This is a genomic window from Nocardia terrae, from assembly GCF_009760405.1.
GTDB classification, from domain to species: Bacteria; Actinomycetota; Actinomycetes; order Mycobacteriales; family Mycobacteriaceae; genus Nocardia; species Nocardia terrae.
This window is the reverse complement of sequence record NZ_WRPP01000004.1, coordinates 816,779-841,479: the sequence shown is the minus strand read 5'-3', so window position 1 is coordinate 841,479 and position 24,701 is coordinate 816,779. Positions and strand designations below refer to the sequence as shown.

Genomic DNA, 24,701 nt, shown 5'->3' with positions numbered 1-24,701 from the left:
GATCAAGGCTTCGCGGCCCGCCCCACGGCGCTCACGATCTGCTCCTTGATGAAGGCCGCCGTGCGGCCGGTCAGCACCGTGCTGCCATTGGAATCATCGGCCTTCATGAACTGGACCAGTCCATCGCGGCGACCCAGGCTCATGCAGGTCAGCAGGAAGCGGACCTTGTAGGGGGCGGGCTGCTTGCCGTGCACGCGCGCGGCCACGGCACCGCCGATGTACTTGCCCGCGGGCTGGGCGGCCTGGCAGGACATTCGCGCCTCGCGGTCGTTGTACCCGAGCATGACGGCCGCGTCACCGACCGCGTACACGTCCGGCACGCCACGCACCGCCAGGGTGTCGTCGACCAGGACGCGATCGCGCGCGTCCACCGGCAGACCCGAACGGGCCGCCACGTCCGGCACCGTGAAACCCGTTGTCCAGAGCACGGTGTCGGCGTCGATACGGTCACCGTCGACCAGCTCGAGTCCGGGCGCGGTCACCGCCGCCACCTTGGCGACGCGCACCTGCACGCCGAGGCGGTCCAGTACGGTACGAATGTGCGCGACGGCCTTGGGGATCAGCCAGCTGCCCGGCTCGTCCGAGTTGACCAGCACGACCTCGAGGTCGGGGCGGCTTTCGGCCAGTTCCGTGGCGGCTTCGAGACCGGTCGCGCCGCCGCCCACCACGGCCACCCGGCCGGTGAGCGCCGGAATCCTGCGCACGTCTTCGGAAGTCGCGATCGTGTGGGCGAATTCGGCGGCGCCGGGGACCATCGAGAGGTTCGCGCGGCTGCCGAGGGCGTAGATCAGCGAGTCGTATTCGACGGCCTCGCCGCTGGCCAGTTCGACCCGCCGGGCGGCGGTGTCGATGCGTTCGGCGCGGCCGTTGACGAACTCGATTCCCTTGGCCGCCAGTTCTTTCCGCAGTTCCCAGCGGGCCACGTCCTGCCCGGCGGCGACCTGGTGCAGCCGCACCCGGTCGACAAATTCGGTGTGCAGGTCGATGACGGTGACCCGCACACCCTTGGCCTTGCGGGCCTGCTGCGCCGCGGCCAGTCCCGCGTAGCCCGCGCCCAGAACCACGATTCGATGCTGCTCGCTCATGAGAGTGCTCCTTTTCTGGCCCCGCTCGGTGGCCGACACCCTCTAGACCGGGCAGCCCCGCGATCCCTGACAGATCCGGGACGTGTCCTGTGTCACACGCGAACCTGCTGCTCGAAATAGGCCAGCTTGTCCGGGTTCACCACGAGCCGGAGCGAAGCGATCGACTCCCCGTCGAAGGCGGGAGACACGGTGCCCAGCACGGTCTCGCCCTGCCGCACCACGAACGCCGGCACCGCATTGACCTCTTCGACCGAGAAGGCGACTCCCGGGAAATTCGGGATCTTGGCGAACAGACCCACCAGGTAGCGGGCGACGGCCGCCGCGCCCACGATGGGCCGCTTGGCCGCGTTGACCTTCGTGCCGCCGTCCGCGATCGCGACGATATCGGCGGTGAACATGGACTCGAGTGCCGCGAGGTCACCGGATTGCGCTGCGTTGAGGAACTTTTCGACCAGTTCGCGGGCGTGCCCCGGGGCGGGCTCGAAGCGCGTGCGCTCCTCCTGCACGCGGTGCGCGGCGCGGCGGTACACCTGCTGCGAATTGGCCTCGGTGAGCTCGAGCATGTCGGCGATCTCGCGGTGGGCGTAGCCGAACGCCTCGCGCAGCACGAAGACGGCGCGCTCGGTGGGGCTGAGCCGTTCGGCCAGGGTCAGGAAGGCCATCGACACCAGTTCCCGCTGTTCGGCCGATTCCAGCGGACCCAGTTCACCGCGCCCGGTCGGGACGGGTTCGGGCAGCCAGGGGCCGACATACTTCTCGCGACGGGCGCGGGCCGAATCCAGCCAGCTGCGGCAGAGATTCACCAGAATGGTGGTCAACCAGGCTTCGGCGGAACGGATTCCGGCGCGATCGGTGGCGTCCCAGCGCAGGTAGGTCTCCTGGACCGCGTCCTCGGCTTCGGCCGCGGACCCGAGCATGCGATAGGCGAGCGCGAACAGACGCGGGCGGTGTCGCTCGAATTCGGCCAGTCCGTAGGCGTCCATCCGTACCCCAGTCCTCGTCGTACGCAATCGTTTGAGGACGATACGCCTGCGGGCCCCGGTCACGGCGGTGACTATCCACACGCTGCCACCGTGAGCCCCTCCGCTGAGGAGACGCCAATGGTTCCCTAATGGAGATCGAAAACGAAACTACTTGGGAGCCACGCGGATTGCCACCGCGACCGGCGTATTCGCATACGTCGTGGCCAGGCAGGCGAGCTTGGCGGTGCCGAGCGCCACATTCGGGCTGCCGGCCAGGAACGAGCCGGGATTGGCGGCCAGCACCTGATCGATCACCTGCTTCTCGGCATCCTCGGTGAGGTCGCGGAAATCGGAGCAAGTGGTCTGGGCCCCCGCGGGCGCGCTGGTCTTCTTGGCGGCCGTCGCACTGGTCGGGGCGTCGGCGGGCGGTTGCACGACCGGCGCGGCGGCGGTGGAGGCGACCGGGTTGGTGGTGCGGGCGGCCGTGGTGGTCCCCGCCTGCTTCAGGCCGTTGGTATCAGCAGTTTTGTCCGAACTACACGCGGCGAGACTCAACGCCATCGCACCTGCCGCGAGGGCGACGATCGAAAGACGCTTCATACCCTGCTTTCCGAACTTCCCGAGAGTGCCTGACACCGGAGCGGCCCGGCGCTGGGCAGCGTACCCGGCGTCGGCAACTCCCGGAAGTGAAAGCTCGGAACAGGAGATTCGGGGCGAAGCCCCCACGGATTCCGCGTCAGTTCAGGTGTTGCTGCCAGTCCGCGGGGACCCGGCCGCGCGGACCCGGCACCGGCTGATCGGCCGGATGCGCGTGCGGCGGCGCGAGTTCCGGCCCGCCCTCGTACATCTCCTTGCTGGTGAAGTTGTAGTACCACTCCTCACCCGGCTCGAAGCTCTGGATGAACGGGTGCCCGGTGCTCTCGAAATGCTTGGTGCCGTGCTGGTTCGGCGACATGTCGCAACAGCCGACATGTCCACACTGCGCGCACCGGCGCAGGTGCACCCACCAGCCGCCGGCGGCATCGCATTCGACGCAGCCGGACCCGCTGGGCGCCACCGTCGGATCGATGCCTTCGATCTGTTCGGTCATCAGTTGCCTTCCGTAGTGGATTGCGCCACACCGTTTTCGGCGGGAGCGGCCGCTTCCAGCGGCAGCCGGACGATGAATCGCGTGTCGCCGGGCTCGGATTCGACGCGAATATCGCCGTGATGCTTGTTCACCACGATCCGGAACGAGATGTCCAGACCGAGGCCCGTGCCCTCGCCGACCGGTTTGGTGGTGAAGAACGGTTCGAAGATGCGGGTGCGGATCTCGTCCGGGACGCCCGGCCCGGTGTCGCCGATTTCCACTGCGGCGCAAGGACCCTCACGGTAGGTGCGGACCGTCAGCGTGCCGCGCCCTTCCATGGCCGCGACCGCGTTGTCGATCAGGTTGGTCCACACCTGGTTCATCTCGGCGGCGTAGCAGGGCACCGGCGGCAGCGCCGGATCGTATTCCTTGACCACCGTGATGTCGTCGCCGATCTTGCGGGCCAGCATGACCAGCGTGGAGTCCAGCAGCTCGTGGATGTCCACCACCTGGAACGGGGCCCGGTCCATCTGCGAGTACTGCTTGGCCGCGTTCACCAGCGAGGAGATACGGGTGGTGGAGTCGCCGATCTCGTTCATCAGCAGTTCGGTCTCGACGGTGTAGTTGAGCCAGCGGATGGCGCCCTCGAAAACGTCGGGGCCGCAACCGGACAGGGTGCCGTGCACCTTCTCCAGCCAGTCGATGTCGAAACCGGCCTGCACGAAGTTCGGGGCCAGATCCCAGCCGTTGCCGATGTCGTGGTTCTCCAGCCAGTCGCCCAGCTCGTCCTCGCGGTCGGCGGCCTCCATGGAGGTGAGCTTGGGGGCCTTGGCGACCTGCGCGGCCGCCTCCTCCTGCAGCTGCACCAGCGCCTCGAGCGTCTGGGAGTCGAACTTGCCGTGCGCCATCATCTTCAGCTTGTGCCGCATCCCGGCCACCCGCTCGCGCAGCGAGGAGGTGGCGCGCACGGCGGCCGCGGCCGGGTTGTTCAACTCGTGGGTCAGGCCCGCCGACAGCGAACCCAGCGCCAGCAGTCGTTCGCGCTGGCCGATGCGCTCATTGGCATTGCGGTTGCCGAAGAAGACGCCCTCCAGCAGGTGCAGGGCCATCGGGAACCATTCCTGCATCATCTTGGCGAAGGTCCCGGCGTCGAGCACGAAGAACTTGGACGGCCGCGTCACATAGAACGAGGCCGTGTAGGTCTGCTCGACCTTGTCGCCCATGTAGGCGGTCCACGCGCCCGAGTAGGAGCCGACGTGCTCGGTGCGCACGAGCTCGATCTCCTCGCCGCCCGACATCTTGGTCAGCACCACCTCGCCGTCCATCAGGACGTAGAAGCAGGTGGCCGGATCGCCCTCGCGGAAAACCAGTCCGGGTTCGAACATCTCGACCCGGCCGTCCTTGCACAGCCAGGCCAGCTGGTCGTCATTCAGCTTCTCGAACAGGAACAGCCCACGCAGTTCGTTCGGGTCGCAGATCAATCGGGTGTTGCCCATTCAGCCACTCCTACTGTTTCGCGAGCCAGCGGTGCACCAGCATGACGGCCATCGCGCCCTCGCCGACCGCCGAGGCCACCCGCTTCGCGGATTCCGACCGCACGTCGCCGGCCACGAACACGCCGGGCACGCTGGTCTCCAAATGCTGTGGCGGCCGCGGCAGTTCCCAGCCCGCGGGCCGTTCGCCGTCCACCATGAGGTCCGGTCCGGCCAGCACGTAGCCGTTGTCGTCACGCTTGACGACACCATCCAGCCAGTCGGTTTCCGGCGCGGCGCCGATGAACAGGAACAAACGCTCCGCATCCACCTTTTCTTCCACGCCGGTCGCGTTATCGCGCAGCACGATCCGCTCCAGATGGTCGTCGCCGTCGGCGGACACCACCTCGGTGCGGGTGTGCACCTTGATATTGGGGATCTGCTCGATCTGCTGGATCAGGTAGTGCGACATGGACGCTTCCAGCGACTCCCCGCGCACCAGGATGTGCACGGCATTGGCCCGCCGGGACAGGAACACCGCCGCCTGACCCGCCGAATTCGCGCCGCCCACGATGTAGACGTCCTTCTCGGCGCAGTCGCTGGCCTCGGTCATGGCCGAGCCGTAGTAGACGCCGCGCCCGGTGTACTCGTCCACGCCCGGAGCCGGGTGGTGCCGGTAGTTGACGCCGGTCGCGATGAGCACCGAATGCGCGGCCACGCTGCCGCCGTCGGCGAACTTCACCACCCGCGCGGAACCACACGCCTCGAGCGCCACCACCTCGCGCGCGGTGATCAGCTCGGCCCCGAACTTCACGGCCTGCCGCCGCGCCCGGTCGGCCAGCTGCGCGCCCGAGAGCCCGTCCGGGAAGCCCAGGTAGTTCTCGATGCGGGAACTCTGCCCGGCCTGCCCGCCGGTGGCGGTGCGTTCCACCAGCACCGTGCGCAGGCCCTCCGACGCGCCGTAAACCGCCGCGCCCAAACCGGCCGGGCCGCCGCCGACCACGATCAGGTCGTAGAAGTCGCTGGCGGCCGCGGTGTTCAGGCCCACGCCCTCGGCCAGCTGGGCGTCGGTCGGCATGATCAGCACGTCGCCGCCGGGATTGATGATGACCGGGCACTGGTCCTCGGTGGCATTGGCGGCGGCCAGCAGGCGGGCGCCCTCGGGCTCGTCGAACTGGTACCAGCGATACGGCAACTGGTTGCGGGCCAGGAACTCCCGCACCTCCGAGCAGCGCGCCGACCAGCGGTGGCCCACCACCTTGGTCTCGGTGACCGGCTTGTGGTCGTCCCCGCGCCAAGCCTCGAGCAGGGCGTCGATGACCGGATAGAGCTTCTCCTCCGGCGGATCCCACGGCTTGAGCAGGTAGTGGTCCAGATCGACCACATTGATGGCCTCGATGGCGGCATTGGTGTCCGCGTAGGCGGTCAGCAGCACGCGGCGCGCGTACGGGTGCAGGTCCATGGCCTGCTCGAGGAATTCGACACCGTTCATACCGGGCATCCGGTAGTCGGCGATCAGGACCGCGACCGGCTGGCCGCGCAGTTTCATCTCACGAAGCGCTTCGAGTGCGTCGGCGCCGGACTCCGCCCGCAGGATTCGGTAATCCGCCCCGTACCGGCGGCGCAGGTCCCGTACGACCGCGCGCGAGACGCCAGGATCGTCGTCGACGCTGAGAATGGCCGGTTTCACGGCAGCTGGTGAAGTCACCTATCGAGTATGGAATGGCGAGGCAAGTGGGCAGCGGTCGGATCGCGCCGTTCTTGCGTCAAACTCCGTCGCGACGGGCGCAACCCGCGTGGACCTGTGCTCGGCACCCGGGACACCCGCGTCAAATCCGATGATGCTGAACGAGATCCAGCTCAGTCGGCGTGAGCAATCGCTCTAATCGTTCTTCGAGGGCCCCGTTGGCCTTCTTGCGTCCGGAATGCTTCGGCGTCGTGGAAGACCCCACATCGGCTCCGGAGTCCTCGGCGGGGAGGAGCGGGACCATCTCGGTCTTACGATGCAGGAGCGAGCGCAGGTTCACGGCCGATCACCTCACGTTTCCCAATCGGAAGCTGGTGGCAGTGTCTGTTGCTTCGTCTATCCCACATTGTGCGCCGCGCATTACATTTCGGACATCGACACCCCCGGAATGTGATCTAGTTGATTTTCACCAGCGGGAATGAACCCGTGGTCGGAGCTATACGTGCTGGTGGGGTGTGGTGATCCACGCCACGCGGAATCGGTGATGCAAGCCACTCCGAACTAGGATTACCGGTACCGATCGTTACGTTCCCGGAGGCAGCGTTGCCGAACACTCTCGAAGCAAGCATCGATATCGCGGCCGCGCCCGAGCAGGTTTGGAGCGTCGTCTCCGATCTGAAGCGCATTCCCGAATTCAGTCCGCAGACCCTGCGTATGCAACCGCTCGGCCGGTCGGTGCACACCGGTACCTGGACGGTGAATCTCAACAAGGCGTCGGGCTACGTCTACCCGACCACCTCCAAGGTCGTGCGGTACGAGCCGAACAAGGCGATCGCCTTCCGCATGACCGAGAACCGGACGGTCTGGAGCTACACTCTGGAGCCCACCGAAGGCGGCACCAAGCTGATCCAGCGCCGCGACGTCCCCAACGGCAAGCTGCCCGGCTGGCTGCAGTTCACCATCGACAAGGTCTTCGGCGGTGAGCAGCCGTTCGAGGGCGCGCTCGTGGACGGCATGCACGAAACCCTCGGCAAGATCAAGCAAACCGTGGAGCGCTGAGCGTAGGTTCGGCCTATGCGACGACTTACAGCGATCTGCGCCGCGAGCGCCGGGGTCGCGCTGCTGCTCACCGGATGCGGCAGCTCGGATTCCTCCGGCGACCGGACCGTGACCGTGAGCGGAACCGGAAAGGTCCAGGGCACACCGGATGTGCTCAACGCCGACCTCGGCACCGAGGTGAGCGCGGGCGACGTCTCGGCCGCCGTGGACCAAGCCAATGCCAAGGCCAAGTCGATCACCGACGCCATGGTCACCGCGGGCGCGAAGCGCGAGGACATCAAGACGAGTGATCTGTCCGTCCAGCCCACCTACGGGCCGGACGGACACAACATCACCGGGTACCGGGCCACGAACTCCATGCATGTGGCGGTGCGGGATCTGCCGAAGGCGTCGGGCATCCTGTCGGCGGCGGTGCAGGCCGGGGGCAATGACACCCGCATCAGCTCGGTGGCATTCGGGCTGGAGGACAACACCAAGCTGCTCTCCGATGCCCGCGCCCGCGCCTTCGACGACGCCAAGTCCCGCGCCCAGCAGTACGCGGACCTGTCGGGTCTGAAGCTGAAGAAGGTCAAGACCATCAGCGAGAACGGCAGCGGCACAACGCCTACCCCGATGTACAAGGATGTCGCGCCGAGTGCCGCGCCGAATATCAACCTCGAACCAGGCCAGCAGACGGTCACCTTCACCGTGACCGTCGCCTGGGATTTGGGATAACTCTTGATCCCGCGCGCCGCCCGGAGGCGGCGCGCGGAGGGCGAGCTGATCGGAAGTCTTCCCTTACTTCCAGTTCGGCAGGGCGACGACCTGGGCCGCGTAGGACAGGCCCGCGCCGAAGGCGATGAGCAGGGCGGTGCCGCCGGGTTTGGCGTCGCCCACGCGCATCATGGCCTCCATGGCCAGGGGGATCGAGGCGGCCGAGGTGTTGCCGGTCTCCTCGATGTCATTGGCGAGGGCGCAGCTCTCGGGGAGTTTGAGCACCCGCGCCATGATCTCGATGATGCGGCCGTTGGCCTGGTGCGGAACCATGGCGTCGAGGTCTTCCGGGGTGAGGCCCGCGCGTTCGATGGCGTCGCGGCAGACCTTCTCCAAAGAGTGTGCGGCCCAGCGGAAGACGGCCGTGCCCTCCATGGCGAGGTAGGGGCGGACGGCGTCCGTGCCCTTCTCGTCGATCTCGGCGAAGAACTCCATCCAGTCCTTGTCCTGGCGGATGGCGTGGTGCTGGGTGCCGTCGGAGCCCCACACGGTGGGACCGATGCCGGGTTCGTCGGATGCGCCGATCACCACCGCGCCCGCGCCGTCGGCGAAGAGGAAGGCGGTGCCGCGGTCGGTCGGGTTGATCGTGTCGGTCAGCCGTTCCACGCCGATGACCAGGACGTTGCGGGCGGTGCCGCCCTTGACCAGGTCCGAGGCCATGGCCACCGCGTGACAGAAGCCCGCGCAGCCGGCCGAGACGTCGAAGGCGGCCACATTGTCCAGGCCGAGTTCGGTGGCGATCTGCGGCGCCGCGGCGGGTGTGAGCAGCAGCCAGGTGGAGGTGGCGACGATGACGCAGTCGATCAGACTCGGATCGATCTCCGCGGCGTCGATGGCGTCGCGGGCGGCCGCGGCGCTCATGCTGATGATCGTCTCCTCGGGGGAGGCGAAGCGACGGGTGCGGATGCCGGAACGGGTCCGGATCCATTCGTCGCTGGAGGCGATGGGTCCGGCGACCTCATCGTTGGTGACGACGCGCTGCGGGCGATACACCCCGAGCCCCAGCATCGCCGTGTGCTCTACCCCGCTGATCGAGGCAATTCGAGCAGCCATTGGTTCTCTCCTATGTACTGCGTGTCGAACGTGACCTTCATCGGGTTCCCCACCCCCGCGCGGAACCAGATGACACCGCAGACATGAGGCACCCTCAGCTTAAGCGCGATAGCGCCGAATGTGTGTGCGTATGCTCACAATCGCGCGGTATTGCCAGGTGGCTCACCGACATTTCACACGCGGGTCAGCGGGCGTTCAGGAACGCAGAACGCGAGCGTCGAACGCGCTTCCCGTACGCTGTGATCGCGGTCCCTGACCGCACCTATCCGCGCATGAAAGAGGAGCTTGTGGCCCGCCGACCCACCCCGCCCGGCACTCCGGAACAGACCGGCCTCGGTCACGTCGCCGACCTGGTCCGATCCTCCATTCCGCCGCTGCATCCGGCGGGTCTGCCGTTCGTGGCCGCGCCGCTGGCGGTGGCCGCCCTGGGTTACCGGCGAAAGTGGCTGCGCCGCACGGGTTTGCTGGCGGCCGCGGCCTGCGCCACCTTCTTCCGCCACCCGCACCGGGTGCCGCCGAACCGGGCGGGCGCGGTCGTGGCCCCCGCAGACGGGGAGGTCGCCCTGGTCGACACCGCGGTGCCGCCGGCCGAACTGGGCCTGGGCGACGCGCCGCTGCCGCGGGTGAGCATCTTCCTGTCGGTGCTGGACGTGCACGTGCAGCGGGTGCCGGTGAGCGGCCTGGTCGAGCAGATCGCCTATCAGAAGGGCCAGTTCCTCTCGGCGGATCTGCCGGAGGCCAGCGACCGCAACGAGCGCAACAGCATGGTCATCGAGACCGCGTCGGGTCAGCGCGTGGTGGTGGTGCAGATCGCCGGTCTGCTGGCGCGCCGCATCGTGTGCGAGGCCAAGGCGGGCGACAAGATCAATATCGGTGACACCTACGGCCTGATCCGCTTCGGTTCGCGCGTGGACACCTACTTCCCGGCCGGTACCGAGCTGCTGGTCACGCCGGGGCAGCGGACCATCGGCGCGGAAACGGTGCTGGCCGAACTGGATTCGTGATGGAGCAACTCGCGCCCGCGCCCACTCAGCAGCGTCGCCGCAATCGCACCGTCCGGCTGCTGCCGAGCATGATCACCATCCTCGGGCTGTGCTCGGGGCTGTCATCGATCAAGTTCGCCATGGAGAACCAGCTCGGCATCGCGCTCGCACTGGTCGGCGCGGCCGCGGTCTTCGACATGCTGGACGGCCGCATCGCCCGCATGCTGGACGCCACCACCAAGATGGGTGCGGAGCTGGATTCGCTCTCCGACGCCATCGCCTTCGGTGTCGCGCCCGCACTGGTGCTGTACGTGACCTTCCTGCACCAGGACAGCATCGGCTGGATCCTGGCGCTCATGTTCGCGGTCTGCATGGTGTTGCGGCTGGCCCGCTTCAACACGCTCATGGACGACGACAACCGGCCGGATTGGCAGCGTGAGTACTTCACCGGCGTGCCCGCGCCCGCCGGCGCGCTGATCGTGCTGCTGCCCATCGCGCTGTCGGAGCAATTCCACGACGGTTGGTGGGTGAGCTTCCCGGCGGTGGCGGTGTGGACCGTGCTCACCGGCCTGCTGTGCGTGAGCACGCTGCCGACCCTGGCCATGAAGTCGGTGTCGGTGGCCCCGCGCACCGCGCCGATCCTGCTGGTGCTGGTCGGTCTGGCCGCGGCGCTGCTGGTCACCTACCCGCTCATCCTGATGATGGCGCTGGTCGCGCTGTACCTGGGACACATCCCCTTCGCCGTGCATTCCGCCCGCTGGGTGGCCGCCCGGCCGGAGACCTGGAACCACAAGCCCGCCGAGCGGCGTGCGCAGCGCCGCTCCCAGCGCCGCCAGCGCCCGCTGGCCGGCCGGGTGCCGCGAGTGTCGACGGCCCGGCTGCGGTTGCGCCGCCCGGGTCCGCGTGAGCGGGTGCCCGAGCGCAACAGCCGCTGAACCCAACGGCTGGGCCGTTATTCGTGAGCGCGGCTGGGCCGCAATTCGCGAGCACGGCTGGGCCGCAATTCGCGAGCGGCGGGGCCCAGTCGTGGTTCGCGCGGGCAGAATTGACGCGTGCCGGAACAGAAGCTGACAGCTCGTCTGAACTCGTCGGGTGGCGACGCCCGCTGGGGATTGGTGCGACTGCACCCGGAAGCCCTGATGGCGCTCGGGTTGCGGCCCGGCGACGGCGTCACGCTGATCGGCGGCCGGCGCACGACCGCCATCGTCGGATCGTTCAAGCCGACGCACAAATTCGCGCCCACCGTCGCGCTGCTCGACGAGGTGATCCTGTCCAACGCGAACGTGAGCGACGGCGGTGGCGTGACCATCGCGCGCGCGACGGAGTCCGACGCGCGCCGGGTGGCGGTGACCGGTTCGGACCTGGCCATGGCGACAATTCCGGAAAAGACGCTGCGACAGGCCCTGCTCGGCAAGATCGTGACCGTGGGCGACACCGTCACCCTGCTGCCGCGTGATCTGCTGCCCAGCGACAATCCGTCCGTGGCCCGAAAGGCCCTGAAGGGCTTGGGTATCGCCTGGACCGCGGAGGTCTTGCGAGTCGTCGCCACGGATCCGCATCCGGGACCGGTCACCATCCGGCCGAGTACGGCGGTGACGCGGGGCGCGCCGATCGACGCGACGGATACGCCTCACGATCTGCTCGACGACGCGCCGCTTTCCGCGCCCCTCGGTGTCGCGCCGCAGCAGCCGGTCACCACCGCCCCGTCGTCCGCGGTGGCGGTGGCGGACCTGGCCGGAGTCCAGGCCCAGGCCGCCAAGCTGACGGAATGGCTGAGTCTGGCGTTGGACGAGCCGAAGTTGTTGAACGCCCTCGGCGCCAGCTCGCGTTTGGGAGTGTTGATCACCGGGCCTGCCGGTGTCGGCAAGGCGACGCTGGCCCGCGCGGTGTCGGGTGATCGACTGTTGGTGGAAATGGACGGTCCCTCGATCGGAGCGACTGCGGCCGGGGATCGATTGTGCGCGGTGTCGAACACGATCGGCGACATCGTCTCCGGCGAGAAGGTCATTCTGCTGATCACCGATATCGACGCGCTGCTGCCGTCCGAGGCCGAGCCGGTGGCCGCCATGATCCTGGACCAGTTACGTCGGGCCGTCGCGTTGACGAATGTCGCCGTGCTGGCCACTACGTCGAATCCGGTCGGCATCGACGCCCGGCTGCGCAGTCCCGAGCTTTTCGACCGGGAGGTGTCACTGCCGCTGCCGACGGCGGGTGTGCGCACCGCGCTCCTGGAGCAGTTGCTGCGCCGGGCGCCGACCGACGGGCTGAAGCTGGATGAGATCGGCTTACGGACACCGGGATTCGTAGTGTCGGACCTGGCGGCCCTGGTGCGGGAGGCCGCGCTGCGTGCGGCGGCACGAGCTGTGCGAGAGCGGCAAGGGACCAACCGCACGGTGGATCCCGTACTGCTGCAGGAGGATCTGACCGGCGCTTTGGAGGTGATTCGCCCGCTGTCCCGATCCTCGTCCGAGGAATTGCTCATCGGCAATCTGAGTCTCGACGATGTCGGCGATATGGAAGACACCAAGGAGGCACTGACCGAAGCGGTGCTGTGGCCACTGAAGCATCCGGATTCGTTCCAGCGCCTGGGTATCAGGCCGCCGCGCGGGGTGCTGCTGTACGGGCCGCCCGGTTGCGGCAAGACGTTCCTGGTGCGCGCGCTGGCCGGATCCGGGCACCTGAGCGTCCACGCCGTGAAGGGTGCCGAACTCTTGGACAAGTGGGTCGGCGCCTCGGAACGCGCCGTGCGCGAGTTGTTCCAGCGGGCACGGGATTCCGCGCCCTCGCTGATCTTCCTCGATGAGGTGGACGCGCTTGCACCGCAGCGCGGGCAATCGCAGGATTCCGGCGTGACCGACCGCGTGGTCGCCGCCCTGCTCACCGAGCTGGACGGCGTCGAGCCGCTGCGCGACGTGGTCGTGGTCGCCGCGACCAACCGGCCGGATCTGATCGATTCGGCGCTGACCCGGCCCGGGCGATTGGACAAGTTGGTCTTCGTGCCGCCACCGGATGCCGAGGGTCGCGCCGAGGTCCTGAAGGCGGCCGCCAAGGGAGTGCCCTTGGCGAAGAACGTGAACCTGCGCAGGCTGGCCGACGACCTCGACGGTTTTTCTGCCGCCGACTGTGCGGCCCTGTTGCGGGAAGCGGCGCTGGCGGCGATGCGGCGCGATGTGGATGCCGGGCAGGTCACCGCCGAGGATGTCGCGATCGCCCGCAATGCGGTGCGGCCCTCGCTGGATCCGGTTCAGGTGGAGCAGCTTCGGCGGTTCGCGGCCAAGCGTGACAAGCCCGGCCCGCCGGGAGATCCCTCCGGCTACGTCTAACAAGACCATTCAGTACGTTTGCCTAATCTTCGCAAAGTAGGCGAGTCGAACCGACCGGTCCGGCTATCGCCGGTAACTTTGCGCAGGTGAGGTCGTATCAGGTCGCCGCCGAGACGATCACGGCGCTGGTTACCGCGACGGTTGCCGGGTTGGCGTTGGCATTGCCGATCGACTTCGGCTGGACCTCACAGACTTCCGCGCTGCAACTGGATCTGCTGGCCTACAGCCTGCCGCGGGCGGTGTCGGCGGGTGTGCTGGTCGCCATGATCGCGGCGGTGCTGCTCACCACCCTGGGCAGTACCAAGGTCTCGTGGGGGACGACGCTGGGCGGGCTGCTGGTGCTGCTGGCCAATCACTCCTTCGGGCACGCCGCGGACCCGCATTCCTCGCTGTCCACCATGAATTTCATCGATTCGCTGGCGGGCGGGCTGGTGCTGGGGGCGCTGGGCGCGGCGGTGCTGCATCATCGGCTGCCCGCGTTCGGGTGGACGCTGGGCATTCTGATCAGCCTGCTGCTGGGTTCGGTGAATCCGGTGCCGCGGATCGGCGGCGGCATCGACGAGTCGTCGATCCTGCACTGGCACGCGACCGATATGCCGCCGCGGTGGATGCTCGTGCTGGCCGTGGTCCTGGTCGCGTTCGGCTTCCTGACCTACCGGAATCGCCCGGCCACGCAACGACTGTCGATCGAACTGCCACTGGCGCCGATTCTGGCGGGCGTGGTGCTGGTGCTGATCACGCTGGCCAGCGCGGAATGGCTGGCCCGGCACGGCGGCAATCAGGCGGGCATCGGGCTCGCCGTGGTGACGGCGGTCGGCACCGCGATGATCGCGGCCATGCTGCTGCCGGGCCGCGACGGCGAGATCGTGCTGCTGGCGGTGGGGCTCAGCGCGGTCGGGGCGGCCACGGTAGCGGCCGAACTGCCCGCGTGGTCGATTCCGCTGCTGGTGGCGGTGACCGCGTTCGGGATGTGGACGGGCACCAGGGTCGGTGCGCCGCGGGCGTGCCTGGCGGCGGCGATCGTGCTCGGCGTCTCCACGGCCCTGACCTCCGACACCGATATGGCGTGGCTGATCGTCGGCGGCGCGGCGATCGTGTCCTGGCTCATCGGTTTCGGGCTCACCTCGGCGCGGCCGCGCTACGTGCCGAGCCGGGTGCTGGGCACCATGGTGATCTTCGTGCCGTCCGCGGTGCTGGGCATGCGCGACTATGTGGCCCGGGGCGAATACGCGCTGCAATCCCCCGGGCACGCGGCGGTGTGCACGGTGACGTCGGGCAGCACCGAGACCCCGGGGTGGACGGCGGTTTTGGTGGCCGCGGGTTGTCTGGCCGGGCTGTTGGTACTGCGCCGTGCCCGGCCGCTGCCCGCTACACCCGATACCGCGACCGGAACGAGCGCGGACGACTGAGTCCCGTCTGCTCGGGAGACGTTCAGGCGCGCGCGGTTTCGAGGGTGGGGACCGGAGCCGGAGCGTTCGCGAACCAGGTGCGGTAGAAGGCCGTCACGAACCCGGCGAACAGGCCGAGCACGATCACGCCGGCCGGCACCGGATGCTCGGCGAAGCCGACCGACAGGTACCGGTAGGCGAGCAGCAGTCCGGCGAACAGCGCCGCCCCGGCCGACACGAGCTGGATCCGGGCGCGGTCCCAGCCGCGTTCGGGTGCGCGCAGAGCGGATTCGATGGTCAGGCACAGCACCGCGCCCGCGACCAGGTCCGCGCCGTAGTGGTAGCCGAAGCCGAGGGTCGCCGACAGGGTGGCGATCAGCCAGAAGGCGCCGCCCCAGCGCAGCCAGGTGGGTGCGGGCGCGCCGGTGAAGGGGTCGCGCCGGGAGTGGATGAAGATCGACAGCGCCCAGGCGGTGTGCAGCGAGGGCATGCAGTTGCGCGGGGTGTAGTGGTCGAAGGCGATCGATCCGGGCGAAAGATCAACCGGCGGTACCGCATTCGGCCAGAACTGGCCGAGCGAGAAGGCGTGCCCGTCCGCGCCGTACGCGAAAATCGGCCCGACGACGGGGAAAACGACGTAGAAGATGGGCCCGATCAGACCCAGCACCAGGAAGGTGCGGACCAGGTAGTGCCGGGGCCATTCGCCGGTCTTCACCACATTGCGCAGCTGCCAGATGGTCACGATCATCGCGCCGAGCGGCAGCTCGATGTAGACCCAGTGCAGCACCGAGGAAGCGATCGGCCCGAGCCAGTCGACGAGCTGCCCCATCATCCAGGACGGGTCGCCCAGCGCGTGGTCGACCAGGATGATGTGCTCGTCGAGCACCCGCGGCCCGGCCAGCACGGTGATGCCCAGCCACACGTCGGCGACCTTGCTGGACAGCACCAGCAGCAGCCCGAGCGCGCCCGCGTGCAGCGCGTTGGCCCGTTCGGCGCCCTGCCACTTCCACAGCGCGAGCACCACGATGGCGATGAGCACGAGGACCGGCCCGTTGCCCATGGCGAGCGGTCCGCCGTTGAGCGACCGAATCGCTTGGTACACAAGGTCGATGCCGAGCGCCGCGCCGACCGCGAGGCCGCGCCGCCGCCAGGGCAGCCCGATGAGCGCGAGCCCGAGCCCGGCCCACGGCACGGTGAAGGATTTGGCATTGCCCGCGAAGTCGTCCCAGATGCTCTCGAGGGGACCGACGAAGTGATGCCGGGAGGCGACGATCTGGAGCGCGATCAGCAGTACGGCCCCCGCGGCCAGCGCGGCCGTCAGCCGTATCCGCGGCGACGAGATCCACGCCCCCTGGCGGCGTGCTGCGTCGCCGTTTCGGGTGCGCGGGTCGTCGAGCAACATCCAGCCATAGTAAACGCCGCATGAACGCGACCCCCATGGCCAGTTGAACGCGGGCGGCTACCTCCGGTGAACAGCCCCCGGTCAGCGATTTATCATCGCTGGCCACGCGTACAGCGCACGCAGGTCGGCGTAACCGAAATCACAACCGTGAAAGACGGTCTTCACTGCTCGAGCTCGTGCACCAGCGAGTCGACCACCGCGATCAGATCGCCCTGGGCGGCCGCGGCCACCCGGCGCTGCCGCTGATAGGACGCGCCCTTCTTGGGGATGTCGGCGACCAGGGCCAGCTCGTTCTCGCAGCCGAGGCTCTTGGCGGTCGGTTCGAGCCGGTTGAGCAGTTCCATCAGGTCGTCGGTGACCAGTCGCTCATTGCTCGCGGCGTCGGTGATGATGATGGCGTCCAGCCCGTATCGCGCTGCGCGCCACTTGTTTTCCTGCACGTGCCACGGCGGCAGGATGGCCGGCAACGGCTCACCGGATTCCACCCGCCGATCGAGATCGACTATGAGGCAGTGGATCAGCGCCACGATGGCGGCCAGTTCGGACTTGGTGGGGGTGCCGTCGCAGATGCGGACCTCGATGGTGCCCCACTTGGGCGCGGGCCGGATGTCCCAGTGCATGCCGCCGACCTGTTCGAACACACCGGTTTTCATCTGGTCGTGGACGAATCCCTCGAACTGGCCCCAGTTTTCGAACTGGAACGGCAGCCCGGCGGTGGGCAGCTGCTGGAACATGAGCGCCCGGTTGCTGGCGTAGCCGGTGTCGACGCCCGCCCACATGGGCGAGGAGGCGGACAGGGCCAGCAGGTGCGGGTAAGACGGCAGCAGCGCGTTGAGGATCGGGAAGACCTTCTCCGGGTGGGAGATTCCGACGTGCACGTGCACGCCCCAGATGAGCATCTGGCGGCCCCACCACTGGGTGCGCTCGATGAGTTCGTCGTAATGCGCACTGCGCGTGAGCTGTTGGGTCGACCACTGCGCGAAGGGATGCGTGCCCGCGCAGAACAGGTCGACCCCGACCTCGTCGGCGGCGCGGCGCACCACGTCCTGGGTGGCGCGCAGTTCGTCGACCACCTCGCTCACGGTGTCGTGCTTGCCGGAGACCAGCTCGACGGTGTTCCTCAGCAGTTCCTTGGTGATCTGCGGGGTGCCGTCCCAGGCCCGCAGATCACCGCAGGCCTCGAAAACGGCTGCGGCCGTGTTGGACAGGTCGCGCGTGCGCTTGTCGACGAGCGCGACCTCCCATTCCACGCCGAGCGTGGGCCGGGGCGATGAGTTGAAGGGGACCTTCGAAATGCCTGCCCCGGCCATGACTCACCTCAATAGGGTTCAGGCGACGACGCCGCAGGCGACCCGAGCGCCCGCGTCGCCGGTCGCGAGGGTGTCCGCATCCGGTGCGGGCGCGTACCGGTTGGGGATGTTGCCGAAGTTGTCGGCGCCGGCGTGGATGATCAGGGCCTTGCCCTTGATCTCGTCCAGGGTGACGGAGTCGGTGGTGGTGCTCAGCTTGGCGGTGCCGTCCTTGAGCACCTCGAGCGAGGTGAGGTCACCGCTGGAGGGGTGCGCGTTGGCCTCGCCGACCTGCAGGTGGCCACCGGCGGAAAGGAAATCGCCGGGCGCGCCGCCCGCGGGGGCGACGGAGTTGGGCTCGCACTTGCCGACCGAGTGCAGGTGCAGGCCGTGGAAGCCGGGCTTGAGGCCGTGCGCCTCCACGATCACCTCGAGGTGGCCGCCGTTGCTGGTGAAGGTCGCGGTGCCGACGGTCTGGCCGTTGGAGTCCTTGAGGGTGGCCGAGACCGAGTCGCGCGGCTCGGCGGCATTGCCGAGTCCACTCGGAGTTCCGGCCGGGGCGGCCGAGCTGGTGAACACCGGCGGGGTCGTCCCCTTGACGTCACTCGATTCCTGGCTGTTGGAGCAGGCGGTGAGACCGAGGGCCGCGACCGCGAGCACCGGAGCAACAGTCCACCAGGACGGGCGACGAGTTGAGGACGAGGCCATCGGGGAACTCCTTTACGAGTCCGAGTTTATCGGGAAAGCAGGGTGGACATAGTTCGTACCGGACAAGATGATGCCAGAGCCGAGCACTCGCCCCGTGGAGGGGCCATCCGGGTGTTCTGTCGGTTCGGAAAAGTGGGTGGGAACGCGCGCTCAGCCCCCGGTGACGATGACGATGACGCCGGAGGGCGAGTCCGCGATACCGGGGAATCGGGGTTCGGCCGAGCAGCCCAGCTCGGCGGCGATGGCCTGGGCCAGCGCCTGCTCCTTGGGCGAACTGCCGTAGTAGACGGTGGTTTTCGGAATGACACCGTTGGGGTAGTTGCCCACCTCGGTCACGTTGAAACCGTCGGCGGTGAGTTGATCGCCGGTCTTCTTGGCCAGGCCCGCGACGGTGCCGTTGTTGTAAACCCGTACGGGCAGGGCCTTGTCGACGCCGGACGCCGTCGTCGTGGGCGCGGCCGTCGTCGTGGTGGGTGCGGCCGTCGTGGTCGTGGGCTGAGCCGCGGTAGTGGTCGGCAGCACGGGGGCCGTGGTGGCCTGCGCCGAATTCTGCTGTGCCGCAGTGGTGGTGGGTGCCGCGCTACTGGACTGCGAGCCGGAGGCACTCGTGTCCGAGGAGTCCGAACTCGACAGTGACATCGCGCCCAGACCGGCGAACACGATGGCCAGCGCGATCAGAACCATCGCCAGGGCCCGCAGCGGCGGACCGCCGGACGGCGAATTCGGGTTGCTCACGCGTCGAAGCCTACTGGCTAGACCTGGAAACCGAGACGACGTGCGGCCCTGGTCTTCTGGCGGCTGGCGCGCAGCCGGCGCAGACGCTTGACCAGCATGGGATCGGCGGCCAGTGCCTCGGGCTTGTCGACCACGGCATTGAGGACCTGGTAGTAGCGGGTGGCGGAGAGGTCGAAGAGCTCGCGGATGGCCTCTTCCTTGGCCCCCGCGTACTTCCACCACTTGCGCTCGAAGTCCAGAATGTCGAGTTCGCGGCGGGAAAGACCGTGCGCGCCATCCTCGTCGGCCGGAGTCCCGGCAGCGTCCGTGGGAATACCGTCCTCGCTTGCGGAGATGTCTCGTGCCGCTGCGCTGTCCATAGTGCTCCCTCGCCGAGTGGTCACCAGACGAATTTGTGCGTCGCCGATCATTCAACCACGCGACGGGAGCTTCCCGATGCGTACCGCTCGGCGTGTTCTGTGATGCATGCCCGGCGTGTCGCGGGGAATCCATCCGTCCGGTTTGACGTGATCAGTCTGCCCGACGCTCCGACGATTTTGCCCGGGGGCGTCGGCAGCGGGCAGCGCGAGGACCCCCGCAACCACCCAGTAGGCTGCTCAGCATGGCTATTCTCCCGATTCGCATTGTCGGCGACCCGGTTCTGCACCGCGCGACCACACCGGTCACGCAGTCCCCGGAGGAGCTGGCCGAGCTGATCGCGGACATGTACGAGACCATGGACGCCGCCCACGGCGTGGGACTGGCGGGCAACCAGGTCATCATCAAGGACGAGGATGAACTCGCGCCGCGTCTGTTCGTCTACGACTGCCCCGACGAGGCGCCGGGCGGAAAGATGGTCCGCCGCCGCGGTTGTGTGGTGAATCCGGTGTTGGTGACCTCCGAGATCCCGGAAACCATGCCGGATCCCGACGATGACGAAGAGGGCTGCCTCTCGGTGCCCGGCGAGCAGTTCCCGACCGGCCGCGCCGAGTGGGCCAAGGTCACCGGCACCGACGAGAAGGGCGAGCCGGTCGAGATCGAGGGCCACGGCTTCTTCGCGCGCATGCTGCAGCACGAAACCGGTCACCTCGACGGCTACCTGTATGTGGACGTGCTGGTCGGCCGCAATGCCCGCGCCGCCAAGAAGTCCATCAAGCGAAACGGCTGGGGCAAGCCGGGTTTGAGCTGGGTGCCGGGCACCGTACCGGACCCGTTCGGGCACGACGACGAAGACGACGACTGATTCGGGTATGACCGATCCCACCGAGCGGGATTCCGGCACCGCCGGAGCACTCCCGCCGATCGGCAAGCGGGTGGTGGTCCGCTACCGCCTGCCCGCCGGGTACCCGCAGCCGCTGACCGACGTCATCGGCGAACTGACCGCGACCGATCCCCTGACCGTGCGCACCGCCGACGGCCAGGTGGTCTCGATCGCCTGGGATCAGGTGGTGGCGTGGAAGCCGGTCGGGCCCAGGCCCATTCGGACCAGCGAGATCCGCGCCCTGGAGGCGGCGGCCGCCGACGGCTGGCCGGGACTGATGCGGTCCTGGGTCGACGGCTGGCTGCTGCGCGCCGGGGAGGGCTACACCAACCGGGCGAATTCCGCGGTACCACTGGGCGGTACGGACGGACCGGCGCTGATGAACACCGAGACCCTGCAGCGGATCGGCGAGTGGTACACCGCGCACGGCCTGCCGCTGGTGCTGCAGCTGCCGGATCGGCTGGCCACCGCGCCCGCGGGGTGGCGCAGCTGGAACGAAACCCAGGTCATGGCCGTCGATATCGAGAACGTGATGCTGCCGCAGGGGCCGCCCATGGTGCGGTTCACCCCCGAACCGGACGGCGCGTGGCTGTCCATGCACCGGCATCGCGGCGGGGACACCGACGTCGGGTCCACGCCGTCGGTGGAGGTGCTCACCGCGGTGCGCGACGGCGAAGTAACCTTCGCCACACTGGGTTTGCCGACGCCGCTGGCCATCGGCCGGGCCGCGCTCACCACCGCGCCGGACGGCCGCCGCTGGGTGGGGATCACCTGTGTGGCGGTGGCGGCCGGACACCGCAGGCACGGGCTGGGATCGCTGGTGTGCGCGGAGATGATCCGCTGGGGCCAGGCGCGCGGGGCCACGCACGCGTACGTGCAGGTGTCGGATGACAATGACGCGGCCCAGGCGTTGTATCAGGAGATGGGTTTCGTGGAGCACCACCGCTACCGGTACGTCGCGCCCTGACCCTGCTGCTTCCCGAGCTTTCGAAAGACACTATTGCTGAGAGGTTTACCCGTGCGCATCGCCACCTGGAACGTGAACTCGATTCGCACCCGGCAGGATCGGGTGCTGGCGTGGCTGGACCGCGCCGACATCGACGTGCTCGCCATGCAGGAAACCAAGTGCAAGGACGAGCAGTTCCCGCTCGAGGCGTTCGAGGCCGCCGGGTACGAGGTCGCGCACATCGGCCTGAGCCAGTGGAACGGCGTGGCCATCGCCTCGCGGGTGGGCCTGGACGATGTCGAGATCGGGTTCCCGGACCAGCCGGGCTTCGACAAGGACGCCGGTGCGTCGCTGCTGAGCGCGCCGGTGGTCGAGGCGCGGGCGATCGGGGCGACCTGCGGCGGGGTGCGGGTGTGGAGCCTGTACGTGCCCAATGGGCGGGCCCTGGACGATCCGCACTACACCTACAAGCTGGAATGGCTTGCCGCGCTGCGCAATGCGGGCGCGAAGTGGCTCTCGGAGGATCCGGACGCGCAGATCGCGCTGGTCGGCGACTGGAACATCGCGCCGACCGATCTGGATGTGTGGAATCCGGAGCTGTTCGTGGGCAAGACACACGTCTCCGAGCAGGAGCGCGACGCCTTCGACGCCTTCGGCGAGGCGGGCTACGGCGACGTGATGCGGCCGTTCCACCCCGGTCCGGGCGTCTACACCTACTGGGACTACACCCAGCTGCGTTTCCCCCGTAAAGAGGGCATGCGCATCGATTTCATCCTGGGCTCCCCCGCCCTGGCCGCCCGCGTCACCGAGGCGAACGTGGACCGCGAGGAGCGAAAGGGCAAGGGCGCCAGCGATCACGCGCCCGTGGTGGCCGATCTCGCCGACTGATTTAGATCAGACCGGTCGGGTTTTGATGGCGTCACGCGAGATGAAGACGTCGTAATTCCCGGCCATGGCGATGACCGCGTTGCCGTAGGCCGAGCGCACGAAAGGCTTTGTGTACCAGGACTGATTCTTCATGTCCTGGAAGAAGTCGGCGTCGCTGCCATTGAGGAAGATCTGGTTCTGCTTGGTGGCGATGCCGTCCAGGCGCTGGCCGTAGAGCCGGGTCACCTTGTAGCCGGAGTTGAAGCCCAGCGCGTTCACCCACGGCTCGAGCTCCACGATATTGGCCTGCAGCACCCACATGTCGCCTTCGACCTGGTAGGTCTTGTGCTGGTCGCCGTGGTCCTTGTCGCCGTAGAGGGTGAGATCCACGGTCATCATGTGTTCTTGGCCCGCAATGGGTTTGGCCTCGATATGGGCGGCCTTCACCTCCCCGGTGAGTCCGAGGAAGGTCTGCAGCAGCGTGGTGATCCACAGGATCACCACCGCGACGAGTACGAGTCCGACCGCGCCCGCGCCGCGTCCGGCCAGCACCCGCCAGCCGACCTTGCGCGCCTTGAACACGGCCGTGATGAGCAGACCGATCGCCGCAATGCCGAGCAGCAGCAACAGGATCTGGATCCAGCCGAATGAAACCGGGAAGACCATGTCGTAGTTGTACCCCGTGGGCACGACACTTCACCGCAGGTCAGAAATGAAAAGTGCGTGTCCCCTCGGCGAGCCGTGAGACTCGCCGAGGGGAGTAACCCACTAAAAGGCGGCTTCGTCGAGCTTCATGATGTCGTTGTCGATGTTCTCGACGACGCTGCGCACGCCGCTGATCAGCGGCAGCTTGTTCTTCGCGAACCAGGACGCGACACCGACCTTGCCGGTGTAGAAGTTCTTGTCCTTGGCGTCCGCGCCCGCGTCCAGCGCGGCCTGCGCGATGGCGGCCTGCTCGAGCAGACGCCACGCGATGACGAGATCGCCCACGGCGTAGAGGAATCGGACCGAGCCCAGCCCGACCTTGTAGATCTCGTCGGTCTGCTGCTGCGAGGCCATCAGGTACCCGGTCAGCGTGGCCGCCATGGCCTGCACGTCGGCCAGCGCCGCGCCGAGCAGTCCGCGCTCGACCTTGAACTGGTCCGGGCCGCCGTCGATGAACTTCTGGATCAGGCCCGCGACGTGGCCCAGGGCCACACCCTTGTCGCGAATGATCTTGCGGAAGAAGAAGTCCTGCGCCTGGATGGCGGTGGTCCCCTCATAAAGCGAGTCGATCTTGCAGTCGCGGATGTACTGCTCGATCGGGTAGTCCTGCAGGTAGCCGGAGCCGCCCAGGGTCTGCAGCGATTCGGTCAGGCTCTCGTAGGCCCGGTCCGAGCCGCAGCCCTTGACGATCGGCAGCAGCAGATCGTTGACCCGCTCGGCCAGTTCGGCGTCCACACCGTAATTGGCCTGCGCCACATCGGCGTTCTGGTACGAGGCGCAGAACATGTACAGCGCGCGCAGACCCTCGGCGTAAGCCTTCTGGGTGGCCAGCGAACGACGCACGTCCGGGTGGTGGGTGATGGTGACGCGCGGCGCGGCCTTGTCGGCCATCTGGGTCAGGTCCGCGCCCTGCACGCGCTGCTTGGCGTACTCCAGGGCGTTCAGGTAACCGGTGGACAGCGCGCCGGTGGCCTTGGTGCCCACCATCATTCGCGCGTTCTCGATGACCTTGAACATCTGCGCGATGCCGTTGTGCACGCCGCCGACCAGGTAGCCCACGGCCGGGATGTCGCCGCCGAAGGTGATCTCACAGGTGGGCGAGGACTTGATGCCCATCTTGTGCTCGACGCCGGTGACCAGCGCGCCGTTCTTGGCGCCGATCTCCATGGTCTCGGTGTCGAACAGGAAGCGCGGCACCACGAACAGCGACAGGCCCTTGGTGCCCGGTCCGGCGCCCTCGGGGCGGGCCAGCACCAGGTGGAAGATATTGGCGGCGGTGTCGCCGACGTCGCCGCCGGAGATGAAGCGCTTCACGCCCTCGATGTGCCAGGTGCCGTCGGCCTGCGCGATGGCCTTGGTGCGGCCCATGCCGACATCGGAACCGGCGTCGGGCTCGGTGAGCACCATGGTTCCGCCCCAGCGGTTCTCCCACGCGTGCGTGGCCCACTTCTTCTGCTCCTCGGTGCCCTCGTCGAAGAGCACCTTGTGCATGAGCGGACCCATGTTGAAGAAGGAGGCCGAGTTGTTGGCGGCCACGATCATTTCCTGGATGCCCCAGATCAGCGCGTTCGGCGCGGGCACGCCGCCCATGTCCTCGGACATGCCCAGACCCGAGTAGCCCGCCTCGTTGACCGCGGCCACGGTCTTCTTCAGCGACTCCGGCACGGTGATGGTGTGCTGGTCCGGAAGGAACTCGACCGGGTGGCGGTCGGCATCCACGAACGACTCCGCGATCGGGCCCTCCGCCAGGCGCTTCGCCTCGGCGAGCATCTCGCGCGCGGTGTCGGCGTCCAGGTCGCCGTAGGCGCCCTTGTCCAGCAGATCCCCGATACCCAGTACTTCGAACAAGTTGAACTCGATGTCTCGTAGGTTCGCCTTGTAGTGGGACACGGAAGGGCCTCCTCGGCTGAAGTCTGAACTGATCAAAAATGTCGAACGATCTGATCAAGCGCCTTGACGATCAAGCGAAGGTTGC

23 protein-coding genes are annotated in these 24,701 nt (G+C 68.0%); 9 read left to right on the top strand and 14 right to left on the bottom strand.

Annotated features, from left to right (window positions below; genetic code table 11):
* Positions 1-2: 2 nt before the first annotated feature.
* The 6 genes from GPX89_RS23910 to GPX89_RS23885 form a co-directional block, all read right to left on the bottom strand.
* Complete coding sequence (locus tag GPX89_RS23910; RefSeq protein ID WP_157389772.1) at positions 3-1,085, bottom strand: NAD(P)/FAD-dependent oxidoreductase; 1,083 nt, start codon at positions 1,083-1,085, stop codon at positions 3-5.
* Positions 1,086-1,177: 92 nt separating this feature from the next.
* Entirely contained in the window at positions 1,178-2,068 is an 891-nt protein-coding gene (locus GPX89_RS23905) for an RNA polymerase sigma-70 factor (RefSeq protein WP_157389771.1), read from the bottom strand.
* A gap of 147 nt (positions 2,069-2,215) precedes the next feature.
* Complete coding sequence (locus tag GPX89_RS23900) at positions 2,216-2,647, bottom strand: hypothetical protein (RefSeq protein WP_157389770.1); 432 nt, start codon at positions 2,645-2,647, stop codon at positions 2,216-2,218.
* 136 nt (positions 2,648-2,783) lie between these two features.
* Positions 2,784-3,137, bottom strand: coding sequence for a UBP-type zinc finger domain-containing protein (locus GPX89_RS23895; RefSeq protein WP_157389769.1), 354 nt, complete (start codon positions 3,135-3,137; stop codon positions 2,784-2,786).
* Positions 3,137-4,612: an ATP-binding protein gene (locus GPX89_RS23890; protein WP_157389768.1), complete on the bottom strand. Its 1,476-nt coding sequence runs from the start codon at positions 4,610-4,612 to the stop codon at positions 3,137-3,139. The genes GPX89_RS23895 and GPX89_RS23890 overlap by 1 nt, the downstream gene beginning before the upstream one ends.
* A 10-nt stretch (positions 4,613-4,622) precedes the next feature.
* Positions 4,623-6,296 (bottom strand): FAD-dependent oxidoreductase, encoded by a 1,674-nt coding sequence (locus GPX89_RS23885; protein WP_328602228.1) that lies wholly within the window; start codon positions 6,294-6,296, stop codon positions 4,623-4,625.
* A 582-nt stretch (positions 6,297-6,878) separates the two neighbouring features.
* Here GPX89_RS23885 and GPX89_RS23880 point away from each other — a divergent pair.
* Positions 6,879-7,334, top strand: a complete 456-nt coding sequence (locus GPX89_RS23880) for an SRPBCC family protein (protein WP_157389767.1) — start codon at positions 6,879-6,881, stop codon at positions 7,332-7,334.
* Between the two features lie 15 nt (positions 7,335-7,349).
* Positions 7,350-8,048, top strand: a complete 699-nt coding sequence (locus GPX89_RS23875) for an SIMPL domain-containing protein (protein ID WP_157389766.1) — start codon at positions 7,350-7,352, stop codon at positions 8,046-8,048.
* A 63-nt stretch (positions 8,049-8,111) separates the two neighbouring features.
* Here the strand turns inward: GPX89_RS23875 and GPX89_RS23870 are convergent, their stop codons facing one another.
* Positions 8,112-9,140, bottom strand: coding sequence for a beta-ketoacyl-ACP synthase III (locus GPX89_RS23870; protein ID WP_157389765.1), 1,029 nt, complete (start codon positions 9,138-9,140; stop codon positions 8,112-8,114).
* 287 nt (positions 9,141-9,427) lie between these two features.
* Here GPX89_RS23870 and GPX89_RS23865 point away from each other — a divergent pair, with 287 nt between their 5' ends.
* From GPX89_RS23865 to GPX89_RS23850, 4 genes are all read left to right on the top strand, one after another.
* The gene (locus tag GPX89_RS23865) at positions 9,428-10,144 is read left to right on the top strand and encodes a phosphatidylserine decarboxylase (protein WP_328602248.1); all 717 of its coding nucleotides are present in this window, start codon (positions 9,428-9,430) and stop codon (positions 10,142-10,144) included.
* Positions 10,144-11,058 carry a CDP-diacylglycerol--serine O-phosphatidyltransferase gene (gene pssA, locus GPX89_RS23860; RefSeq protein ID WP_157389763.1) on the top strand — a complete coding sequence of 305 codons (915 nt, stop codon included), beginning with the start codon at positions 10,144-10,146 and terminating at the stop codon, positions 11,056-11,058. The genes GPX89_RS23865 and pssA overlap by 1 nt, the downstream gene beginning before the upstream one ends.
* A gap of 117 nt (positions 11,059-11,175) precedes the next feature.
* On the top strand, positions 11,176-13,446 hold the full coding sequence (locus tag GPX89_RS23855) for an AAA family ATPase (protein WP_328602227.1): 2,271 nt from the start codon (positions 11,176-11,178) through the stop codon (positions 13,444-13,446).
* An 86-nt stretch (positions 13,447-13,532) separates the two neighbouring features.
* Positions 13,533-14,855 (top strand): hypothetical protein, encoded by a 1,323-nt coding sequence (locus GPX89_RS23850; RefSeq protein WP_157389762.1) that lies wholly within the window; start codon positions 13,533-13,535, stop codon positions 14,853-14,855.
* Between the two features lie 22 nt (positions 14,856-14,877).
* Here GPX89_RS23850 and GPX89_RS23845 read toward each other — a convergent pair whose 3' ends face one another.
* The 5 genes from GPX89_RS23845 to GPX89_RS23825 form a co-directional block, all read right to left on the bottom strand.
* A complete protein-coding gene (locus GPX89_RS23845) occupies positions 14,878-16,236 on the bottom strand; it encodes a phosphatase PAP2 family protein (protein ID WP_157389761.1) in 1,359 nt (452 codons plus the stop codon).
* 161 nt (positions 16,237-16,397) lie between these two features.
* The gene (locus GPX89_RS23840) at positions 16,398-17,546 is read right to left on the bottom strand and encodes a glutamate--cysteine ligase (protein WP_157389760.1); all 1,149 of its coding nucleotides are present in this window, start codon (positions 17,544-17,546) and stop codon (positions 16,398-16,400) included.
* Positions 17,547-17,564: 18 nt separating this feature from the next.
* The gene (gene sodC, locus GPX89_RS23835; protein WP_157389759.1) at positions 17,565-18,233 is read right to left on the bottom strand and encodes a superoxide dismutase[Cu-Zn]; all 669 of its coding nucleotides are present in this window, start codon (positions 18,231-18,233) and stop codon (positions 17,565-17,567) included.
* A 150-nt stretch (positions 18,234-18,383) separates the two neighbouring features.
* Complete coding sequence (locus tag GPX89_RS23830) at positions 18,384-18,968, bottom strand: LytR C-terminal domain-containing protein (protein WP_407939473.1); 585 nt, start codon at positions 18,966-18,968, stop codon at positions 18,384-18,386.
* Between the two features lie 17 nt (positions 18,969-18,985).
* A complete protein-coding gene (locus GPX89_RS23825) occupies positions 18,986-19,327 on the bottom strand; it encodes a DUF3263 domain-containing protein (RefSeq protein ID WP_157389758.1) in 342 nt (113 codons plus the stop codon).
* A 242-nt stretch (positions 19,328-19,569) separates the two neighbouring features.
* On the opposite strand from GPX89_RS23825, the gene GPX89_RS23820 reads away from it, so the two are divergent.
* Genes GPX89_RS23820 through GPX89_RS23810 form a run of 3 tightly spaced genes read left to right on the top strand, consistent with a single transcriptional unit; the run spans position 19,570 to position 22,042 of the window.
* A complete protein-coding gene (locus GPX89_RS23820; protein ID WP_157389757.1) occupies positions 19,570-20,190 on the top strand; it encodes a peptide deformylase in 621 nt (206 codons plus the stop codon).
* Positions 20,191-20,197: 7 nt separating this feature from the next.
* Positions 20,198-21,175 carry an N-acetylglutamate synthase, CG3035 family gene (locus tag GPX89_RS23815; RefSeq protein ID WP_157389756.1) on the top strand — a complete coding sequence of 326 codons (978 nt, stop codon included), beginning with the start codon at positions 20,198-20,200 and terminating at the stop codon, positions 21,173-21,175.
* Between the two features lie 51 nt (positions 21,176-21,226).
* Positions 21,227-22,042: an exodeoxyribonuclease III gene (locus tag GPX89_RS23810; protein WP_328602226.1), complete on the top strand. Its 816-nt coding sequence runs from the start codon at positions 21,227-21,229 to the stop codon at positions 22,040-22,042.
* A 6-nt stretch (positions 22,043-22,048) separates the two neighbouring features.
* Here GPX89_RS23810 and GPX89_RS23805 read toward each other — a convergent pair whose 3' ends face one another.
* Both GPX89_RS23805 and GPX89_RS23800 read right to left on the bottom strand, forming a co-directional pair.
* Positions 22,049-22,687 carry a hypothetical protein gene (locus GPX89_RS23805; RefSeq protein ID WP_157389956.1) on the bottom strand — a complete coding sequence of 213 codons (639 nt, stop codon included), beginning with the start codon at positions 22,685-22,687 and terminating at the stop codon, positions 22,049-22,051.
* A gap of 102 nt (positions 22,688-22,789) precedes the next feature.
* Positions 22,790-24,616, bottom strand: a complete 1,827-nt coding sequence (locus GPX89_RS23800; protein ID WP_328602225.1) for an acyl-CoA dehydrogenase — start codon at positions 24,614-24,616, stop codon at positions 22,790-22,792.
* Positions 24,617-24,701 lie beyond the last annotated feature (85 nt).